This window comes from uncultured Zoogloea sp., from assembly GCF_937894855.1.
Lineage (GTDB): Bacteria > Pseudomonadota > Gammaproteobacteria > Burkholderiales > Rhodocyclaceae > Zoogloea > Zoogloea oryzae.
Genome location: NZ_CALAYQ010000119.1, coordinates 18,429 through 37,910 on the forward strand (window position 1 = coordinate 18,429; position 19,482 = coordinate 37,910).

Annotated in this window: 21 protein-coding genes and 1 tRNA gene; 8 read left to right on the top strand and 14 right to left on the bottom strand. The window is 64.8% G+C overall.

Going from position 1 to position 19,482, the window contains the following annotated elements; all coding sequences use genetic code 11:
- Window positions 1-2: 2 nt before the first annotated feature.
- On the bottom strand, window positions 3-851 hold the full coding sequence (locus Q0672_RS13885; RefSeq protein ID WP_153163484.1) for an HDOD domain-containing protein: 849 nt from the start codon (window positions 849-851) through the stop codon (window positions 3-5).
- Window positions 852-1,115: 264 nt separating this feature from the next.
- Here Q0672_RS13885 and Q0672_RS13890 point away from each other — a divergent pair, with 264 nt between their 5' ends.
- On the top strand, window positions 1,116-1,973 hold the full coding sequence (locus Q0672_RS13890; RefSeq protein WP_298623049.1) for an endonuclease/exonuclease/phosphatase family protein: 858 nt from the start codon (window positions 1,116-1,118) through the stop codon (window positions 1,971-1,973).
- Between the two features lie 94 nt (window positions 1,974-2,067).
- On the opposite strand, the gene Q0672_RS13895 is transcribed toward Q0672_RS13890, so the two are convergent.
- Window positions 2,068-2,589, bottom strand: coding sequence for a gamma carbonic anhydrase family protein (locus Q0672_RS13895; protein WP_153163482.1), 522 nt, complete (start codon window positions 2,587-2,589; stop codon window positions 2,068-2,070).
- Between the two features lie 248 nt (window positions 2,590-2,837).
- On the opposite strand from Q0672_RS13895, the gene Q0672_RS13900 reads away from it, so the two are divergent.
- Both Q0672_RS13900 and Q0672_RS13905 read left to right on the top strand, forming a co-directional pair.
- Window positions 2,838-3,197, top strand: a complete 360-nt coding sequence (locus Q0672_RS13900; protein WP_153163481.1) for a nucleotide pyrophosphohydrolase — start codon at window positions 2,838-2,840, stop codon at window positions 3,195-3,197.
- A 90-nt stretch (window positions 3,198-3,287) separates the two neighbouring features.
- Window positions 3,288-4,133: a 23S rRNA (adenine(2030)-N(6))-methyltransferase RlmJ gene (locus Q0672_RS13905; protein WP_153163480.1), complete on the top strand. Its 846-nt coding sequence runs from the start codon at window positions 3,288-3,290 to the stop codon at window positions 4,131-4,133.
- A gap of 98 nt (window positions 4,134-4,231) precedes the next feature.
- Here Q0672_RS13905 and Q0672_RS13910 read toward each other — a convergent pair whose 3' ends face one another.
- The 9 genes from Q0672_RS13910 to Q0672_RS13950 form a co-directional block, all read right to left on the bottom strand.
- On the bottom strand, window positions 4,232-5,527 hold the full coding sequence (locus Q0672_RS13910) for an acetyl-CoA hydrolase/transferase C-terminal domain-containing protein (protein ID WP_153163479.1): 1,296 nt from the start codon (window positions 5,525-5,527) through the stop codon (window positions 4,232-4,234).
- Between the two features lie 134 nt (window positions 5,528-5,661).
- Window positions 5,662-6,951, bottom strand: coding sequence for a DUF1615 domain-containing protein (locus Q0672_RS13915; protein WP_298623050.1), 1,290 nt, complete (start codon window positions 6,949-6,951; stop codon window positions 5,662-5,664).
- Window positions 6,948-7,187 (bottom strand): hypothetical protein, encoded by a 240-nt coding sequence (locus Q0672_RS13920; protein WP_153163478.1) that lies wholly within the window; start codon window positions 7,185-7,187, stop codon window positions 6,948-6,950. The genes Q0672_RS13915 and Q0672_RS13920 overlap by 4 nt, the downstream gene beginning before the upstream one ends.
- Window positions 7,188-7,265: 78 nt before the next feature.
- Window positions 7,266-8,273, bottom strand: a complete 1,008-nt coding sequence (locus Q0672_RS13925) for an inorganic phosphate transporter (RefSeq protein ID WP_298623051.1) — start codon at window positions 8,271-8,273, stop codon at window positions 7,266-7,268.
- A gap of 8 nt (window positions 8,274-8,281) precedes the next feature.
- Window positions 8,282-8,908: a DUF47 domain-containing protein gene (locus Q0672_RS13930; protein ID WP_153163476.1), complete on the bottom strand. Its 627-nt coding sequence runs from the start codon at window positions 8,906-8,908 to the stop codon at window positions 8,282-8,284.
- Between the two features lie 93 nt (window positions 8,909-9,001).
- Window positions 9,002-10,798: a DEAD/DEAH box helicase gene (locus Q0672_RS13935; RefSeq protein WP_298623052.1), complete on the bottom strand. Its 1,797-nt coding sequence runs from the start codon at window positions 10,796-10,798 to the stop codon at window positions 9,002-9,004.
- A 124-nt stretch (window positions 10,799-10,922) separates the two neighbouring features.
- Complete coding sequence (locus Q0672_RS13940; RefSeq protein WP_153163474.1) at window positions 10,923-11,630, bottom strand: glutathione binding-like protein; 708 nt, start codon at window positions 11,628-11,630, stop codon at window positions 10,923-10,925.
- Window positions 11,631-11,642: 12 nt separating this feature from the next.
- The gene (locus Q0672_RS13945; RefSeq protein ID WP_153163473.1) at window positions 11,643-11,999 is read right to left on the bottom strand and encodes a ribbon-helix-helix domain-containing protein; all 357 of its coding nucleotides are present in this window, start codon (window positions 11,997-11,999) and stop codon (window positions 11,643-11,645) included.
- Between the two features lie 80 nt (window positions 12,000-12,079).
- The gene (locus Q0672_RS13950) at window positions 12,080-12,655 is read right to left on the bottom strand and encodes a DJ-1/PfpI family protein (RefSeq protein WP_298623053.1); all 576 of its coding nucleotides are present in this window, start codon (window positions 12,653-12,655) and stop codon (window positions 12,080-12,082) included.
- 141 nt (window positions 12,656-12,796) lie between these two features.
- Here Q0672_RS13950 and Q0672_RS13955 point away from each other — a divergent pair, with 141 nt between their 5' ends.
- Entirely contained in the window at window positions 12,797-13,489 is a 693-nt protein-coding gene (locus Q0672_RS13955; protein WP_298623054.1) for a fumarylacetoacetate hydrolase family protein, read from the top strand.
- A gap of 3 nt (window positions 13,490-13,492) precedes the next feature.
- On the opposite strand, the gene queD is transcribed toward Q0672_RS13955, so the two are convergent.
- A complete protein-coding gene (gene queD / locus Q0672_RS13960; protein ID WP_298623055.1) occupies window positions 13,493-13,945 on the bottom strand; it encodes a 6-carboxytetrahydropterin synthase QueD in 453 nt (150 codons plus the stop codon).
- A 98-nt stretch (window positions 13,946-14,043) separates the two neighbouring features.
- Between queD and Q0672_RS13965 the strand changes: the two genes are divergently transcribed.
- Window positions 14,044-14,913, top strand: coding sequence for a radical SAM protein (locus Q0672_RS13965; RefSeq protein ID WP_298623056.1), 870 nt, complete (start codon window positions 14,044-14,046; stop codon window positions 14,911-14,913).
- Window positions 14,914-14,932: 19 nt separating this feature from the next.
- Here the strand turns inward: Q0672_RS13965 and Q0672_RS13970 are convergent, their stop codons facing one another.
- Complete coding sequence (locus Q0672_RS13970) at window positions 14,933-15,235, bottom strand: helix-turn-helix domain-containing protein (RefSeq protein WP_153163469.1); 303 nt, start codon at window positions 15,233-15,235, stop codon at window positions 14,933-14,935.
- Window positions 15,236-15,509: 274 nt separating this feature from the next.
- Between Q0672_RS13970 and Q0672_RS13975 the strand changes: the two genes are divergently transcribed.
- From Q0672_RS13975 to Q0672_RS13985, 3 genes are all read left to right on the top strand, one after another.
- Complete coding sequence (locus Q0672_RS13975; protein WP_284186661.1) at window positions 15,510-16,739, top strand: aspartate kinase; 1,230 nt, start codon at window positions 15,510-15,512, stop codon at window positions 16,737-16,739.
- A 43-nt stretch (window positions 16,740-16,782) separates the two neighbouring features.
- Window positions 16,783-16,876: transfer RNA gene (locus Q0672_RS13980), tRNA-Ser, on the top strand.
- Window positions 16,877-17,002: 126 nt separating this feature from the next.
- Window positions 17,003-18,757 carry a site-specific integrase gene (locus Q0672_RS13985; RefSeq protein ID WP_298623057.1) on the top strand — a complete coding sequence of 585 codons (1,755 nt, stop codon included), beginning with the start codon at window positions 17,003-17,005 and terminating at the stop codon, window positions 18,755-18,757.
- A 62-nt stretch (window positions 18,758-18,819) separates the two neighbouring features.
- On the opposite strand, the gene Q0672_RS13990 is transcribed toward Q0672_RS13985, so the two are convergent.
- The coding region (locus Q0672_RS13990) for a hypothetical protein (protein WP_298623058.1) at window positions 18,820-19,482 on the bottom strand (663 nt) is incomplete at its 5' end.

The window sequence follows — 19,482 nt, forward strand, 5'->3', positions numbered from 1 at the left end:
GCTCAGGCCTGGGGAAAGAACAGGGCGATCACCGCCGGCATCTCGGTCTGCACGGCGGCGCGGATCGAGCCGATCCGTTCGACGCTCATCTCGAGGGTGGCGACGGTCATCGGGTCCATCCCGGCGAGGGCGGCCTCGTCGGCGTTCTCCAGCCCATCGGTGGCCACGATCTGGTTGGCCAGGTGGATGAGGGCGGCCTCGGTCATGTGGTGGCCGCCCATGGCCGGCATCAGCTGGGCGCCGATGGCGGTGGCAAAGCCGTTGGGCAGGTGCCACGCCGACGCCAGCGCCGCGCCGACTTCGGCGTGGGTGCAGCCCAGGTGGCTGATCTCGGCCTCGGGGAGCGGGATGTGCCGGGTGCGGGCGGTTTCGAGGGCCGCCGACGCGCCTTCGGGGTTGGCCTGGTACATCACCAGATGGCCGATGTCTGCGAGCAGGCCTTCGACGAACATCCGCTCCGGATCGCCCGTGCCCATCAGCTTGGCACTGGCGCGGGCCGCCAGACCCCGGTAGATGCAGTCCTGCCAGTAGCGGGTCATGTGCATCCGCGCCGGGCGGATGCCCGAGAACGCGCCGATGATCGCGGTGCTCAGCACCAGATCATGCACCTGCTGCATCCCCATCAGATTGACCGCCCGGGCAACCGTTTCGATCTTCCCCGGAAAGCCGTACAGCACGCTGTTGACGACACGAAGCACACGGGCGGTGATGCCCGGGTCGCTGGCCACCGCATCCGCCACCTGATAGACCGAGCTGTCCGGATCGTCGAGCAGTTCGCGGATGCGGTGGTAGGCGGCGGGAAGGCTGGCGAGCTTTTCGATGCAGGCGACAAGTTCCTGGGGCGTAGACATGATCTTGGGCGGCTCTTGAGAACGGGAGACGAAGTGATTTACGGCGGCGTGACAAGCTGCTTTAGCGCTGACGCCCTGGATGCGCCCCAATTTGGGGGAGATAATCCACAGCACGCCTGCCGCCAAGGCATGACGACCGGCAATTGCGCACGGCGGTGCATGGATTGAGGGCGAGCGGGTGGCACGGGCTTGCTATGCTTTTTGGCGGTGGTCGGCGCGCTGGCGTCGGCCCGGTTTGTCGAGCAAGAAAATAAGGTTTTCCTGATGAAGCTACTGAGCTGGAACATTCAGTGGGGGCGCGGTGCGGATGGTGAAGTGAATCTCCCGCGCACGATTTCGGCCATCCGGACGCTGGGTGATTTTGATGTGATCTGCCTGCAGGAAGTCGCGGTGGGTTTTGCCGGGCTGCAGGGCGGCGTGGCCACGGACAGCGTTGCCCGTCTGGCCGAGGCCTTCCCGGGCTATGGCGCGCACTTTGCGCCGGCGGTGGATCTGCCGGATGCGGCCGGCGGTCGCAGCCAGTTTGGCAACCTCACCCTCAGCCGCCTGCCGGTGGGGCAGGTGTTCCGCCACAGTCTGCCGCGCCCGCCCGAAGACGGCGTGCCGAGCATGCCGCGGGTGTGCCTCGAGGTGGTGGTGGAAGGTCCGCGTGGCCCGATGCGGGTGCTCAACACCCATCTGGAGTACTACTCCCGCGTCCAGCGCATGACCCAGATCGCCGCGCTCCACGCGCTGCAGTGCGATGCGGTGCGGCTCGCCGCCAGCGCTGCGCCGACGCTGGATGAGCGCAAGCAGGATTCGCCCTTTGCGGTGTGGCCGCGGCCGGTGTCGGCGATCATCTGCGGAGATTTCAACTGCGAGCCGGGCAGCCCCGAGTATTACCGGATGACCGCGCCGATCAGCGCCGACGTGTCGGGCTGGGAAGACGCCTGGCGTGCCTGCTATGGCGACATTCCGCACCTGAACACGGTGGGCCTGAATGGCGCCGAATGGCCGGACCGGCCGTATTGCTGCGATTATTTCTTCGTGAGCGCCGATCTGGTCGATCGGGTGGATGCGGTGGCGGTGGATCAGGCCACGGCGGCCTCGGATCACCAGCCGATCCGGCTGAACCTGGACTGAGCAGTCCAGATTTCGGGTACATCACATCCGGCCGGAGTTGGCGGGATGCTGCGGCCCTGCAGGCGGCACACGCCGCGGCAGGGCCGTTGTGCGTTTACAGCTCGGAGAGCTGCTCCTGGTAGCGCAGGGCGTTGTTCACGTAGCCATCGGCGCTGGCCTGGAGCTTGGCGATCTCGTGGTCGGTGAGCTCGCGGATGATCCGGCCCGGGGAGCCGCACACCAGCGAGCGGTCGGGAATCACCTTGCCTTCGGGAATCAGCGAGTTGGCGCCGATCAGGCAGTGCTTGCCGATCACCGCGCGGTTGAGCACCACCGCGTTGATGCCGATCAGGGAGCCATCGCCCACCGCACAGCCGTGCAGCATCACCTTGTGGCCGACGGTGACGTTGCTGCCGATGGTGAGGGGGACGCCGTCATCCGTGTGGAGCACCGAGCCGTCCTGGATGTTGGTGTTCTCACCGATGGTGATCGGGTCGTTGTCGCCCCGCAGGATCGCCCCGAACCACACATTGACGTTGCGACCAAGATGCACGTCGCCGATCAGGGTGGCAGTGTCGGCAATCCAGACGCCCTCCTGCAGTTGCGGGGTATGCTCTCCGAGGCGATAAATCGGCATGTTATTTTCCTGTTATGGTTTGAATTTCACCCGTACCGCCGAATGGCCGGGTGAAGAGCGCGCCATAATAACAGGGTGACGCTCGAGTGCAAGGGGATTGGCGCCCTTTTTGCCACACTTTCGGTAAGCGAAATAAGGGCTTAGCGGCGGTGGCCGACGCCCGTGAGCGCGTCTTCAATGCCGCGGACGGCGACAAGGAGTCTGGATGTTTGTGAACGCTTCAGGTGGTCTCGGAACGGGGCAGGGCGATGGCCGGTGATCTCGACAGCCTTGCAGGGCTGGTGACGGCCTTTCGGGACGCGCGGGACTGGTCGCAGTTCCATTCCCTGCGCAACCTCATCGTGTCGCTCAACCTCGAGGCCGGCGAGCTGCTGGAGCTGACCCAGTGGAAGACCGACGACGAGATTGCGGCGATCCCCGCCGATCTCCACGCCCGCGAGGCCCTGGAGGACGAATGCGCCGACGTGCTGCTCTACCTGCTGCTGATCGCCGACCGGGCCGGCATCGACCTGGATGCGGCCACCCGGGCCAAGCTCGCCAAGAACGAAGCCAAGTATCCGGTCGAGCGTTTCCGGGGTTCGCGCCGGAAGTACGACGCGCCCGATTGAACGCCGGGGAGGCGTGCCACCGGCCGAGGTGTTAGCATCGCGCCCCTGATCTATCGACCCTTGCCGCCCGCTTGCCCGGGTGCAACCGCCATGCTGAGTTACCGCCACGCCTTCCACGCCGGCAACCACGCCGATGTGCTCAAGCACTTCGTCCTCGTCCAGGTGCTGGAATACTTCAACCAGAAGGACAAGCCTTACTTTTACATCGACACCCACGCCGGCGCCGGCTGCTATGCGCTGGACGAGGCCTTTGCCCGCAAGAACGCCGAATACGAAGAGGGCGTAGGCCGCCTGCTCGGCCGCAAGGACGTGCCGTCCGAGCTGAAGGAATACCTGCGCGTGGTGCGCGACCTCAACCCTGGCGGCAAGCTCCGCCTGTATCCGGGCTCGCCCTGCTGCGCGGCGCCGCTGATGCGCCCGGACGACAAGATGCGCCTGTTCGAACTGCATCCGGCCGACAGCCGTCTGCTCGCCAAGACCTTCGAGAACGCGGGCAATCAGACGATGGTGCTGGAGCAGGATGGCTTCACCGGCATCAACGCCTTCCTGCCGCCGCCGTCGCGCCGCGGGCTGGTGCTGATCGACCCGCCGTACGAGGTGAAGACCGACTATCGCACCGTGCTGACGATGATGAAGGAGAGCCTGCGCCGCTTCCCGACCGGCACCTACATCATCTGGTATCCCAAGCTCCACAGCATGGCCTCGCGGGAGCTCCCCGAGAAGCTCAAGCGCCTGCCGATCACCAGCTGGCTGCACGTGAGCCTGGACGTTCAGAAGCCCGCCGAAGATGGTTTCGGGATGCACGGCAGCGGCCTCTTCATCGTCAATCCGCCGTGGACCCTGCCGCCGGTGCTGAAGAAGGTGATGCCTTATCTGGTGAAGGTGCTGGGCATCGACGACGGTGCCGGCTTCCAGCTGGAATCCGAGATTCCCTGAACGCGCCGGCCTTCCCGACGCAATATGCAAAAAGCCCCGGGTGACCGGGGCTTTTTGTTGAAGCGTGCAATCGGCAGCGCCGGGCTGCCGGCTGCGGCTTACAGCAGATGCATCTTCTTGGCGGCTTCGGTCAGCTGCCCGCGGAAATCCGGGTGGGCGATGCTGATGAGCTCCTTGGTGCGCTGCTTGGCGGTCTTGCCGCGCAGCTGGGCCACGCCGTACTCGGTCACCACGTAGTTGATGTCGTTCTTGCTGGTCGACACGTGGGTGCCCGGGGTGAGGGTCGGGACGATGCGCGAGATCGTGCCATCCTTGGCGGTGGACGGCAGCACGATGAAGGCCTTGCCGCCCTTGGAGCGGTTGGCCGAACGCACGAAGTCCGACTGACCACCGGTGCCGGAGTAGGGCAGCGGGCCCAGGCTCTCGGAGCCGCACTGGCCGAGGAAATCGATCTCCAGGGTGGCGTTGATGCACATCAGGTTGTCGTTCTGACCGGCGATGTACGGGTCGTTGGTGAAGTCCACCGGGTGCATCTCGACCATCGGGTTGCGGTCGAGGAACTTGTAGAGCTTCTTGGAGCCGAGGGCGAAGGTCGCGACCATCTTGCCCGGCATGAAGTTCTTGCGGCGGTTGGTGACCGCGCCGGCTTCGAGCAGCGTGAGGATGCCGTCGCCGACCATCTCGGTGTGGATGCCCAGATCGTGCTTGTGGGTGAGCTGCATCACCACGGCGTCGGGAATGCCGCCGTAGCCGATCTGCAGGGTCGAGCCGTCCTCGATCATGTCGGCGACGTACTTGCCGATGGCTTCCTGGACGGGCCCGATGGTGGGCAGGCCCACTTCGAGCACCGGCTCATCGTTCTCGACCAGGGCGGTGACCTGGGAGATGTGGATGTGGCAGTTGCCGAAGGCGAACGGAACGTTCGGGTTGACTTCGACGATGACGGCGCGGGCCTTGCGGATGGCGGCCATCGTGTAGTCGGGGGCCAGGCCCAGGGAGAAATAACCGTGCTCGTCCATCGGGGACACCTGGGTGAACACCACCTCGGCAGGCATCAGGCCACGATCGATGAGCTGCGGCATCTCGGAGAAGTAGCTCGGGTAGAAATCACCCACGCCTTCCTTGAAACCGGGGCGGGTCGCGCCGCTGAAGAAGTACGCCACGTGGCGCACGTTTTCGGCGGTGGTCGGATCCAGGTAGCCGAACTTGCGCACGGCGAGGATCTGCGACACCTTCACGTCGCGGAAGTCGCGGCGGTGTTCGGAAAGGGCGGTAAGGAGCGCGGGGGGTTCGGCTACCGCAGTCGGCACGACGATGGTGTCGCCGTTATGAACATTGCGGATGGCTTCGGCCGGAGTTACGCGCTTGGCGGCGTATTGCGCCTGGACGGTCATCTGTTTATCTCCCATGGTCATCGTTATAGCGCAGCATTAAACCACGGCTTGAAGCCGCGATTTGTACTCGATTGTATAGCGTGGGAGTGGCCCGGAATCTGGCCTGGATCAAGGAAATTCGCGGGGCTGCCGGCCTAGGGCAGGGCCGAGCGGTCGCGTCCGAGACAGGTTCGGTGACGGCCGTCCACGCGCTCGGCGAACCAGGCGGTGGTGAGCTTGCGCTGGATCTTGGGGCTCTTCAGGTCGATCTGCGGCATGGCCTCGCGGGGCATGGGCGCACCGGCCGCCGCATCGGCGAGGGCGAAGACCCTGGCATAGAGCGCGGTCTGGGCGAAAGCGGGGGTTTTTTCGAGGCGCAGGTCGCGGATCAGGGCATCCCGGGACAGTCCCAGCCGCCCGTTGATGGTGGCGAGGGCCGACAGCGTCGCGCTGGGTTCGGCGGCGGGCGCGCCGTCCTTGTAGCGCAGCAGGTCGCCATCGAGGGCCAGCGCCTGGCCGGACAGGCGGGCGACCGCCGACTGGAAGGCCGCGTTGCGGCTGCTGAAGCGACCGGCGTTGAAGTCAGCAAAGCGGTAGAGGATCTTGCTGTAGGGCGCCGGGTAGTCGAGCAGGATCGCGATGCCGAAGTACACGCCGCCGCGGCGGGTGAAGACTTCGGTGCGCACGGAGTCACGGCGCGGATAAGGGTAGGCCTTTTCGCGCACCTGCTCTTCGGCAAACGCGATGCTGACCTGCATCGGGCCGCCGGTGCGCACCGGGTTGTAGCCGCCCAGCAGGGATCTGCCATTGGGCAGCTCGGAGATCATGTCCTCGAACAGCGCGTTCATCTGCTTCTCGGTGCGCAGGCTGTCGATGCGCGCCTTGTAGCTGCGGCCGTCGGGACTGGTCTTGAGGAGGGCGGCGTCCACCAGCAGACGGGGCAGGTGGATCTTTTCGCGCCGGGTGTCGATTTCCTTCCAGACGATCTGGGACAGGCCGGGTACCACCGGGTCTGCCTGGAAGGTGGATTCCTGCTCGATGACGGCAACCGCGGCGCAGATGTTGTCCGGCGTGAGCGGCAGACGCAGGCTACTGAAGGCGGTGTGGATGTCGGTGGCCCAGCCGTCGCGATCCTTGACGTAGGGCGGCAGGAAGCCGGCGACAAGGGCGCGGCCTTCCCGCTCACCGAGCACGACCTGCGCGGCAGGGCGCGGTGCGGGCTGAACGGTGGGGGGGAGTGCCGGAGCTGGCTGCGTGAGAATCGGTTTTGGCGCTTCGGGCTGAGGGGCCGGAATCGTCTGGGGCAGGGGAGGCGTGCTGCCGCTTGCCGGAGGAAGCTTCGGGGACGGCCGGGATTCCACCGGCCCGGTGCTTGCGCAGCCGCCGAGCAGCAGCGCGCCAACCGCCAGGGCGCTGGCCGCCAGGCTGGAAGCGCTGCGGATCAAGATCCGCCGGCGGTTTTTTCCGCCTCGGCGATGCGGCTCAGGCTGCGGGTGTAGAAGGCCGAGTAGCCCAGGCCGACGAGGGCCATGATGCCGGTCAGCAGCACCGCGCCTTCCATTGGCTGGCCGGCGATCACGTTGGCGATGAAGGAATAGCCGAGCACCATCGCCGCGGCGAAGCCGCCGATGATGCGGACGAGGGCAAAGGTTTTCTGTTGCTTGAGGGTGGGGGTGGCCATGGGGCGTTGTTCAATGAAAAACCGGCTTGATGCGAGAGGATCGGGTTTCCGATCCGGCGCGTCAAGCCGGTTGTCAGGTCAGAACAGGGTGCGTCCGATCCAGTAGCCGCCAGCGGCGATCAGGGCCGAGCAGGGAATGGTGAGGATCCATGCCCAGACGATGCTGCCGGCGACACCCCAGCGGACGGCGGCCGTCCGGCGCACCGAACCGACACCGACGATGGCGCCGGTGATGGTGTGGGTGGTGGACACCGGGATGCCCAGCGCGGTGGCCAGGAACAGCGTGATCGCACCGCCGGTTTCGGCGCAGAAGCCGCCGACCGGCTTGAGCTTGGTGATGCGCTGGCCCATCGTCTTGACGATCCGCCAGCCGCCGAACAGGGTGCCGAGGCCGATGGCCATGTAGCACAGCACGACGACCCACGACGGAACCGGGTCACCTTGGGCGGTGACGCCCGCGGCAAGCAGCAGCATCCAGATGATCCCGACCGTCTTCTGGGCATCGTTGCCGCCGTGGCCGAGGCTGTACAGCGCAGCCGAGACGAGCTGGAGCCGACGGAACCACTTGTCGACCCGTCGCTGGGTTTTATTCCGGCAGATCCAGGCGACGATCACGAGGATGAGCGAGCCGAGGATGTAGCCGAGCAGCGGCGAAATGATGATGAAGGAGACCGTCTTGGCGATGCCGGCGCCGATCAGCGGTTCGGTGCCGGCCTTGGCGATGGCCGCGCCGACGATGCCGCCGATGAGGGCGTGGGACGAACTGGACGGGATGCCGTAGTACCAGGTGACGACGTTCCAGGCGATGGCGCCGAGGAGCGCGCCAAAGATGAGGTGGTGGTCGACGATGGTGGGGTCGATGATGCCCTTGCCGACGGTGCTGGCCACCTTCAGCTGGAAGATGAACAGGGCAATGAAGTTGAAGAAGGCGGCCCAGGCAACAGCCTGGTGGGGCTTGAGCACCCCGGTGGACACGACGGTGGCGATGGCATTCGCCGCGTCGTGAAAGCCGTTCATGAAGTCAAAGACGAGCGCAACGACGACCAGGCCGGCAATGACCCAGAAACCGATCTGTACGGGTTCCATGGCGATGCTCAGGCGTTTTCCAGCACGATGCCTTCGACGATCTTGGCGACGTCCTCGCAGCGATCGGTGATCGATTCGAGTTGTTCGTAGATGGCTTTGAGTTTCATGACCTGCAGCGCGTCGCGCTCGTCACGGAAGAGCTTGGACATGGCGCCGCGCATGATGCGGTCGGCGTCGGTCTCGAGGCGGTCGATCTCCTGGCACGTCTGCAGTACGGCGCTGGCGTTGTCCATGTTGGAGATGAGGCCGACCACGATCTTGACGCGGGTGCAACAGGACAGGCTGACGTTGGCCAGCTGCTGCGCTTCGGGGGTGATGCGCTGGATGTGGTAGAGCGTGGTGCACTCGGCGACGTCCTGGACGGTGTCGAGGATGTCGTCCATGGCGTTGATGAGGCTGTGGATCTCGTCGCGGTCGAGCGGGGTGATGAAGCTCTTGTGAGCCTGGGCGACGGTCTCGTGGGTGATCTTGTCTGCGATCTGTTCGATTTCTTCGATGGCTGCGATGTGCTTTTCGGCACCACCGAGATCATCCATCAGGGCGACCAGCGCCTGGGCGCCAAGAACGATCTGCTCGGCGTGGCTGTTGAAAAGTTCAAAAAAACGGCCCTCTTGGGGCAGCAGGCGTCCGAACATAGTTTGTTTGTTGCAGGAGTATGACTGTAACCGGATTTTAACAGAGCCCCGCCTCATCTACGCACCGTATTGAGGCGGAGCTTCTGATCCTTGTCAGAACTCGGGCTTTTTGGGGCCATTGAAACCGCCACTGAAGCCGCCCGCGGGCCCGTCCTTGCGGAAGGGCTTCTTCGGCGGAGCGCCGCGGCCGGCGGGGCGGCCGCGTTCACGGCTGGCCTCTTCGGGGCTGGCGAGGCGCAGGTTGAGCGGCTGCTGGCGCACGCGGGCGCGACGCAGGATCTGGACGACGTCGTTGGACAGATCGGCCGGCAGCTCGACGGTGCTGTAGTCCTCGAACAGGTTGATCTGGCCGATGAAGCGGCTTTCGATGCCGGCCTCGTTGGCGATGGCGCCGACGATATCCTTGGGGCTGGCCATGTGCTCGCGACCCACGTCGATGCGGTAGCGGGCGAGGCGGCCTTCGGCGTAGTCGCGGCGGCGCTCGAGGATCTCGCCGCGGTTCTCGCGCGGCTCGCGGGCCGGGCGGTCGGTCTTGCCGGCGGCGAGCTGGGCGATGTCGGGCTTGCCGGTGTCGGGCATCTGCAGCGGGCGATCCTTCTGGGCGAGGAAGGCCAGCGCGGCGGCGATCTCGTGGGCGCTGGCATCCTGCTTTTCTTCGATGCCGGCGATGACGTCGAGGAAGAAGCTCAGGTCTTCGGATTCGAGGACTTCGCTCACCTGCTGGCGGAAGGCGGCGACGCGCTTGTCGGCGACGGCTTCGCGGCTGGGCAGCTTGAGGAGCTCGATCGGCTGCTTGGTGGCGCGTTCGATCTGGCGCAGCAGGTGGTTCTCGCGCGGGGCGACAAACAGGATCGCGTTGCCGGAGCGCCCGGCGCGGCCGGTGCGGCCGATGCGGTGGACGTAGGCTTCGGTGTCGTAGGGGATGTCGTAGTTGATGACGTGGCTGACGCGGGGCACGTCGATGCCGCGGGCGGCCACGTCGGTGGCGACGACGATGTCGAGGGTTTCGTTCTTGAGCTGTTCGATGACCCGCTCACGCAGCTGCTGGGTCATGTCGCCGTTGAGGCAGGCGGCCGCGTAGCCGCGGGCTTCGAGCTTCTCGGCCAGTTCGACGGTGGCGGTCTTGGTGCGCACGAAGACGATGGCGGCGTCGAAGTCGTCCTCGACCTCGAGGATGCGGGTGAGCGCGTCGAGCTTGTGCGGGCCGGCGATCTGCAGGAAGCGCTGGCGGATGGTGGAGACGGTGGCCGTGGCGGCCTTGATCTTGATTTCCTTCGGGTCGCGCAGGTAGCGGTGGGCGACGCGGCGGATGGCGTCCGGCATGGTGGCCGAGAACAGGGCGGTCTGGCGGGCGGTGGGGGTGTGCTCGAGAATCCATTCCACGTCATCGATGAAGCCCATGCGCAGCATTTCGTCGGCTTCGTCGAGAACCAGGGTGGTCAGGTTGTCGAGGTTGAGGCTCTTGCGCTCGAGGTGGTCCATGACCCGACCAGGCGTGCCGACGATCACGTGGGCGCCGCGTTGGAGCTGGCGTAGCTGGACGACCATGCTCTGGCCGCCGTAGATCGGCAGCACGTGGAAGCCGGGCATCTTGCTGGCGTAGCGCTGGAAGGCTTCGGCGACCTGGATGGCGAGCTCGCGGGTGGGGGCGAGGACGAGCACCTGCGGATTGCGCTGGGCAAGTTCGACACGATCAAGCGCCGGGAGGGCGAAGGCGGCGGTCTTGCCTGTGCCGGTCTGGGCTTCGCCGAGGATGTCGTGGCCGGCGAGGAGGTGCGGAATACAGGCGGCCTGGATGGGCGAGGGGGTTTCGTAGCCGATCTCGGCGAGGGCGGCCAGAATCGGCGCCTGGAGGTCGAGCTGATCGAAGCGTTCGATGGGAGCAATCATGGGAGCGGGGGGCGCGGGCCGGGTGGAGGGTGAAGCGGTCTTGGGCCCGGGGCGTTAAGGCGGCTTCAGCAAAACACTCAATTTTACCGTAAGCGCGCCCCGCCGTCCTGTTGCTTGAGGAAAGTCAGCGCCCGGAGACGGTGCTGGCGTCCTGTCCGAACAACACTTTCTTCGCTTCGTCGCTCATCGGCGGCTGGCTGGGGTTGATGCGCTCTGCGATTTCATAGGCACGCACGGTGGCCGGCCGCTGCTGGATTGCGTTGAACCAGCGCCCGATGTTGGGGAAGTCGTCGAGGTTCTGGCGCTGGCGTTCGTGGGGCACGATCCACGGGTAGCAGGCCATGTCGGCGATGGTGTAGTCGTCGCCGGTGATGAAGGCGCGGTCGGCAAGGCGGCGGTCGAGCACGGCGTAGAGGCGGGCGGTCTCCTTCACGTAGCGGTCGATGGCGTAGGGCACCTGCTCGGGGGCGTACTGGGTGAAGTGGTGGTTCTGCCCGGCCATGGGGCCAAGGCCGGCCATCTGCCAGAACAGCCACTGAAGGGTGTCGACGCGCTGGCGCAGATCGGTGGAGAGAAACTGGCCGGTCTTTTCCGCAAGGTAGAGCAGGATCGCGCCGGATTCGAAGATCGAGACGGGCTCGCCGCCGTCGGCCGGGGCGTTGTCGACGATGGCGGGGATGCGGTTGTTGGGGGCGAGCCGCAGGAAATCCGGCTGGAACTGCTCACCCTTGCCGATGTTGATGGGGTGGAGCGTGTAGGGCAGGCCGGTCTCTTCGAGGAAGAGGGTGATCTTGTGGCCGTTGGGGGTGGTCCAGTAGTACAGGTCGATCATTGGGGGGGGCCTTCAGGCGGAGGGGCGGCGTTCGGCGGCCAGGACCCAGGCGGGGTCGAGGTCGCGGATCGGCACGCGGGGGTCGGCGGGGATGCGGCCGGCCAGTTGCAACTGCAGGTAGCGCAGGCAGGAGACACGCAGGAAGGACGTGAAGTTCGTGCTTTCGTCGTGCCGGCCGCTGATGGTGAGCTCGTCGTAGAGCCGCCCGAGGAGCTGGGGCACGCTGAGGCCGTCGCGCTCGCCGATTTCGCCGAGCACCTGCCAGAACAGGTTCTCGAGGCGCAGACTGGTGGCGACGCCATGCAGGCGGATCGAGCGGCTGCGGGTGGCGTAGAGCTCAGGGTCGGCGTTGATGAAGATCTGGCACATCGTTCGGGCTCAGGAAAGCGGGAAAACCCCGTCAGCTTATTGTAAGAGCTGGCGGGGATTTTTGTGCCGATGGGCAGATATCAGCTGATGCGGGTGCCGAGCACTGCCAGGAACTGGGCGATCCACGCCGGATGGGCAGGCCATGCCGGGGCGGTGACAAGGTTGCCATCGGTGACGGCTTGATCCACCGGGATGTTGGCGTAGGTGCCGCCGGCAAGCTCGACCTCGGCCCGGCAGGCCGGGTAGGCGGAACAGGTGCGGCCCTCGAGCACGCGGGCGCCGGCGAGGAGTTGGGCGCCGTGGCAGATGGCCGCCACCGGCTTGTTGGCCGCAAAGAAGTGGCGCACCGCGGCGATCACTTCCGGGTACATGCGCAGGTACTCGGGGCCGCGCCCGCCGGGGATCACCAGGGCGTCGTATTCCGATGGGTCGATGTCGGCGAAGGTGGCGTTGAGGGCGAAGTTGTGGCCGCGCTTTTCGGTGTAGGTCTGGTCGCCCTCGAAATCATGGATGGCGGTGGCGATGGTGTCGCCCGCCTTCTTGTCGGGGCAGACGGCATCGACGGTGTGGCCTACAGCCTGGAGCGCCTGGAACGGCACCATGGTTTCGTAGTCTTCACAGAAGTCGCCGCAGATCATCAGGATTTTCTTGGCCATGTCTTGCTCCGTTCGGGTGGATGGGGAACCGCGGAGAAAGTGTGGCCGGCCGCTGGCTGGGATGGGTGGTAGCCGGTTACCGCGCCGGGTTTGCAAGACGGGCGGCGGGTGCGCATCATGGGCGTTTTGGAGAGACAGACGATGACCGAGTTCGTGATTGCACCGCCGGCCCAGGCGTTGGTGCCGGTGGCGGGTAGTGCCGGCGTGTTTCCGGTGCGGCGGATTTACTGCGTGGGGCGCAACTACGCCGCCCACGCCCGCGAGATGGGCGCCGACCCGACCCGCGAGGCGCCGTTCTTCTTCTGCAAGCCGGCCGATGCGGTGGTGCCGGGGGCGTCGCTGGCACTGCCTTACCCGACTCAGACGCGGGATTTTCACTACGAGGCGGAGCTGGTGGTTGCCATCGGCCAGGGCGGTGCCGACATCCCGGTGGAGGTGGCGCTGGCGCACATCTGGGGTTATACGATGGGGCTCGACATGACCCGCCGCGACCTGCAGGCGGCGCTCAAGTCGAAGGGCCATCCTTGGGAGGCCGCCAAGGCTTTCGACCGCTCGGCACCCATCGCGCCGCTGGTGCCGGTGGCGGATTGCGGCCATCCGCAGGCCGGGGCGATCTGGCTGACGGTGAACGGCCAGCCCCGTCAGCGGGGTGATCTGGCGGACATGATCTGGTCTGTGGCGGAGATCGTCGCGCGGCTTTCCACGCTCTTCCGGCTGGAGCCGGGCGATCTGATCTTCACCGGCACGCCCGAAGGCGTCGGCCCGGTGGTGTCGGGCGATGCGATCGAGGCCGGCGTGGAAGGCGTGGGGAAGCTGGCGCTGAAGATCGCCTGAGCGTCAGCCCAGGTCGCTGCGGTGGGCGTCGGCCCAGCAGTTGGGGGTTTCGTAGATGCGGACCTGCTCGAGGCGGACGTGGTTTTGATACACGCCGGTGTAGAGCGGGTCGAGGATGCGGAAGGCTTCGACGGCGAGGTTCTCGGCGGTGGGCACCACGTCGAGGAGCACCGTTTTGTGGCCGGGGATGGCCTGGAGGAAGTTCACCACCGCGGTGTCGCCCCGATAGGCGAGGAAGGCGTGATCCCACACGTCCACAACGTGCTGTTTGGCAATGGCCTTCACGTCGCCGAAATCCACCACCATGCCGTTGGCCGGCAGGCCGTCGGCGCGGATGATGTCGCCGGACAGGGTGATCTCCAGCGCGTAGCGGTGCCCATGGAGGTGGCGGCACTGGCTGGCGTGATCGGGAATCCGGTGGCCGGCGTCGAATTCAAGGCGGCGCGTGATCTGCATGGATGCTCCGGGCGCAAGGCTCCGGGTAGGAAAAAAGGTCCCGTATTATACGCACCTCGTTTTTACAGCTGGACAGCACCATGAAAACCCCCGGGCAGATGCTCACGGTCACTGATCACAACCGCAGTTTCAGCAGCCTGACCTACGTGTATCCGGTGGTTTCGCGCCGTGCCGGCGGCGTGTCGGTGGGCATCAACCTCAATCCCAACAACGCCTGCAACTGGCACTGCGCCTATTGTCAGGTGCCGGGGCTGGTCCGCGGTGCGGCGCCCGAGATCGACGTGGCGCTGCTGGATGCGGAACTGCGCGGGTTTCTGGCGGCGCTGTGCAGCGGGCGCTTCATGGAAGAGCACGTGCCGCCAGATGCGCGGGTGATCCGTGACATCGCCTTCTCGGGCAACGGCGAGCCCACCAGCAGCAAGGCCTTCGACGAAATCGTCGAACGGGTGATCGCGGCGCGGGACGAGGCCGGCCTCGCGGCGGTGCCGGTGCGGCTCATCTCCAATGGAAGCCTGATTGACCGGCCCTATGTGCAGGCGGCGCTGAAGCGGCTGGCGTTGGCGGGGGGCGAGGTGTGGTTCAAGTTCGATGCCGGGACGGCGGACGACATCCAGCGCATCAACGGGATCGATGTGGACCCGCGGACCCATGCCCGGCGGCTGGCGCTGTGCATGTCGCTGTGCCCGACGTGGGTACAGACGTGCGTGTTCGCCTGGGATGGCGCTCGGCCATCGCAGGATCAGATCGGAAACTACCTGGCGATGCTGGAATACGCCCTGCAGCAGGCGCGCAAAAACGACCCGTCAGCGGGGCTGAAGGGCGTGCTGCTGTACGGCGTGGCGCGACCGTCGTATCAGCCGGAGGCCGTGCATCTGCAGCGCCTCACGCCGGAGGAGCTTGATGCGATCGCCAGCCAGATACGTGACAGGCTGCAAGGGGAAGGGCTGACCGTGACGGTCAGCCCTTGAGTACTGCTACGCCGGCTGCTCAGTGCGAAACGCGTTCCTTGCGCTTGGCACGGGCTTCCTTCTTCAGGGTCTTGAAGAGCTCGGGGTTGGTGGCCTTCAGGTACTCGACCACTTCGACGTCGTCCTTCTTGATCTTGGTGATATCGACCTGTTCGATGTGCACCAGACGGAGCAGCGCCTGAACCGGACGGGGGATGTTGCGGCCGCTTTCATAGCGCGAACCGCCACTCTGGGTCACGCCGATCTTGGACCAGAACTGGGACTGGTTCATGCCCAGCTTGCGGCGGATTTCACGGACATCAACTTTTTCGGTGGTTTTCATCTCTTTGTTCCTCAAGGGTTTGACTCTGTTCGTTATTAACAACGGTTTCGCTGTTGTCTGCTATAACTTTCGTTATATGTCGGAAAGTATAGATCACTACTCGCAACACATACAACGGTATATTTGGATGGGTTAGGGTTTACCACACGAATTCTTTGTGACGAGATGCACACCCGCCCCCGGGTAGTAGCCGGCACTGCGTCAAAGCTGCAAGAGTTCGCGTTATCCGCTAAGATCACGCGCTTTCCACATCCTCATCTTCTTAGAAGTCAAGATGGCGCTCATAGTTCAGAAATATGGCGGCACTTCCGTCGGCAACCCCGAACGGATCAAGAACGTGGCCAAGCGGGTCGCGAAGTTCCATGCCCAGGGGCACAAGATGGTGATCGTCCTGTCCGCGATGAGCGGCGAGACCAACCGTCTGATCGCACTGGCCAAGGAAGTCAGCGCTAACCCCAGCCCCCGTGAACTCGACGTGGTGATCTCCACCGGCGAGCAGGTCACGATTGGTCTGCTGTGCATGGCCCTCGAAGAAATCGGCATCAAGGCCCGCAGTTACACCGGCGGCCAGGTGCGTATCCTAACCGATAGTTCGTTCACCAAGGCACGCATTCTGGATATCGACGGCGACAACATCCGCCGCGATCTCGATGCGGGCGCAGTGGTGGTCGTGGCCGGATTCCAGGGTGTCGATGAGGTCGGGAACATCACCACGCTTGGTCGTGGCGGTTCCGACACCACTGGTGTGGCGCTTGCCGCCGCGATCCAGGCCGACGAGTGCCAGATCTACACCGACGTGGATGGCGTCTACACCACCGATCCCCGCGTCGTGCCGGAAGCACGCAAGCTGGACACCATCACCTTCGAAGAGATGCTGGAAATGGCCAGCCTCGGTTCCAAGGTGCTGCAGATCCGCTCGGTGGAATTTGCCGGCAAGTACAAAGTCAAGCTGCGGGTTCTCTCCTCGTTCCAGGAGGAAGGCGAGGGCACCCTGATTACCGTTGAGGAAGACAAGAACATGGAACAGCCGATCATCTCCGGCATTGCTTTCAACCGTGACGAAGCCAAGATCACCGTGCTGGGCGTTCCCGACAAGCCGGGCATCGCCTATCAGATCCTCGGCCCGGTGGCGGATGCCAACGTCGATGTGGACATGATCATCCAGAACGTCGGCCACGATGGCACCACCGACTTCTCCTTCACGGTGAATCGCCCCGACTACGACAAGGCGATGAAGATCCTCGAAGGCGTGCAGACCCACATCGGCGCGCGCGAGATCAAGGGCGACCGCACGATGGCCAAGGTGTCCATCGTCGGTGTCGGCATGCGCTCCCACCCGGGCGTTGCATCGCGCATGTTCCGTACTCTGGCGGAAGAGGGCATCAACCTTCAGATGATCTCCACCTCCGAAATCAAGATTTCCGTCGCCATCGACGAGAAGTACCTCGAGCTGGCCGTCCGCGTGCTGCATCGCGCATTCGGCCTCGATCAGGCCACTTCTTGATTTGACAGGCAGTCCGCTCTTACCTATAATGGCGGGCTGTTGCGGAGAGTTGGCCGAGAGGTCGAAGGCACTCCCCTGCTAAGGGAGCATGCGAGCTAAAACTTGCATCGAGGGTTCGAATCCCTCACTCTCCGCCAAAAAAGACACGGGCCCCGAAAGGGGCCTTTGTTTTTTCTAGGGTTTCTTGTAATTCAAGGGGTTGCAGACGACCCCCGAAGGCTTTCTTGGGAACTTCGCTGGGAACATCCAGCTAAAATCCAAGGATGAAAGCCGACAAGATGACTCACCCCACGCTTGAACGCCACGGCGAGCAGTGGCGCCACAAGAAGCGCATTCCTGCCGACCTTCTCCCGCACTTCGGCGGGGTCAAGACCCTCACATTTTCAACCAAGACCGCCGATGCCCGAGAGGCGCGGGCGGAGTGCCTTCGCTGGCTGGCTGACCTCTCAGCCCGGTTCCAGGGGCTTCGACGGGTGGTAGAGGGGGGAACTGCCGTTCCCGTTCGTCCGGGACTCACCCCGCAAGAACTCGGTGAGGTGCTGGCCGGCGAGGTTGCCCGGTTCAAGGCTGAGAAACTGGCGGCTGATGCTTCTGCGGTCGGGCGACGGCTCCTCGCCGACGGTGGGGCGTTCTCGGCTGAATATCGCCTGTCCGTCATCGGTATTGATCGTGATTCCGCCCGGCTGGCAGTCCAGGGCGCGTTTCCCGGTGTGCTGGATGAATTCGAGGCGTTAGCGCTTCGTCGCATGGCGGGTGTCGGAGTGCCGCTTGAAAAGTCATCGTCGGAGGCGACTGACGCGGCGCTGGCCTTCGCGGAGGCTTGTCTTGAAGTTGCGGAGGTCGTGAAGCAACGCGCAGCCGGTGGCTTTGATTCCACGCCCAATCCTCAACCACGTCCCGCCCCGGCGGTGTCTGTGCTTGTGGAGGCTGACAGCGCTCCGCTGCTCTCGGTGGTCAAGGCGGCATTTGTGCAGCAACACGACCCGAAGGCTCCGGTGACGAAGAAGTATGAGGCGGTGCTGCCGCTGTTCATCGAGTTCATGGGAGACGTGCCGGTTTCCCAGCTTCGCCAGAAGCCCGTCACGGAGTTCTTCGACATGATTCAGCGCCTCCCGCCGCGCTGGCTGGACAAGCGCCGCCAGACCGGCAAGACCGTCCAGGAGCTTGCCGCGATGGACTGGCCGGAGCGCATGGCCGAAAAGACCTTCGACGACACGTACAAGATGGCGCTGCGGTCGTTCTTCAAGTACGCCCGCGTGACCTTCGGGGACAACGGCTGGCCGATTCACCTGACGACCGAGGGCATCAAGTACCGAGGAACCGAGGAGGAGGGCAAGAACCGTCAGCGTCCGATGCGTCCCGAAGAGCTTCAGCGACTATTCGAGGGCCCCGAGGCTGCGGCCTTCGCTGCGGACCCGTCGCAGGCGTCGGCTTACTGGCTGCCGCTCCTGGGTCTCTACACGGGCGCCCGGATCAATGAGCTGTGCCAACTAAATCCGCAGTGCGACATCCGGGACGATGACCCGCAGGCGCCGGGGGTCTGGTTCCTCGACATCACGGAAGAGGGCGCAGCTGCCGAGGGCGTGGATAAATCAGTCAAGAACAAGACCTCGAAGCGTCGTGTCCCGGTCCATTCCACCCTCGTTGGCCTGGGTTTCGTGGATTACGTGAAGCGGCTCAAGGCTGCCGGCGAGGCGCTGCTATTCCCCATGTGGGCGCCGGTGAAGGGCAGAGCAGCGGGTGGCGCTGAGCGGTGGTTCCGGCTTCATCTGCAGGCCCTGGGTCTGCGTGACGAGTCGCGGGGCGCCCGTCTGGTTGGCTTCCACGCCTTCCGCTCGACCTTCATGGCCCGCGCTGAGGAGATCAATGAGCCCCGCGCCGATGCAATCTCGGGGCACTCGCGCGAAGGCGAAAGCGCCGTGAAGCGTGGCTATCGGGGTGAGACGCCGCTGCGCGTTAAGGTCGAGATTCTGGAGCGGATCACGTTCGATGTGACGCCGCCCCGGCCGCGCTCCTGAACTCCGCTGGGGCCTTCTCTGTGCAATTGCACAGGCATAAGGATGCACATGCCGGGGCGCGGTCAGTCGTCGATGTCGATTTCCTCATCATCGTCCGTCGCCCAATGTCCCCGCAAGAAGGCCGGCAGGCCGTCATCGTAGATTTCCAGTGCCCTGGCGAAAGCCTCGCGTCGCTGGTGCCCGCGCTTTCCAAGGTGCTTTGCCAAGAGGTTGGCGAACTCCCGTGCCTCCTGTTCGATGCGGTCATCCCAGTTGATTTCTTCGGCTTCCTCCCCTTTGGCGAGCATCCGGGCGCGGTTCCAACTGAGTTCGCTGAGGTCACGCTCGGGGTGCAGTTGAATGAGCTTCGCCCGGACCTCCCGCATTGTGGCGACCGTGCGGGCGCTGGCGCCTGATAGCTCCGCTACTTTGGCCTTGGAGAATGACGTCTCAGCGAGGGTGAGCCGCCACGCCGTCTCGGTTTTCTCTCGGCTGCTCATGGGGAGCTTGTCGCGGGTGTTTCCTTCGGCTGCGCGGGCAATGGCCGCCTCTAGCTGTGAAGTTTCAATAGGTTGTTTCGGGTGTTCACCCGGGGAGATTCTGAGAGACTGGAAATCGCCAAACCCCCAGTCACCTTGAGAGCCTGCCCCGGATGAACACCCATAAGAATGCCCGATTGACCTACCTTCGTGAGCCTGTCCGAATTTTTGTGTTTGAGGCATAACATCAGACCCGGAGGGAATGGT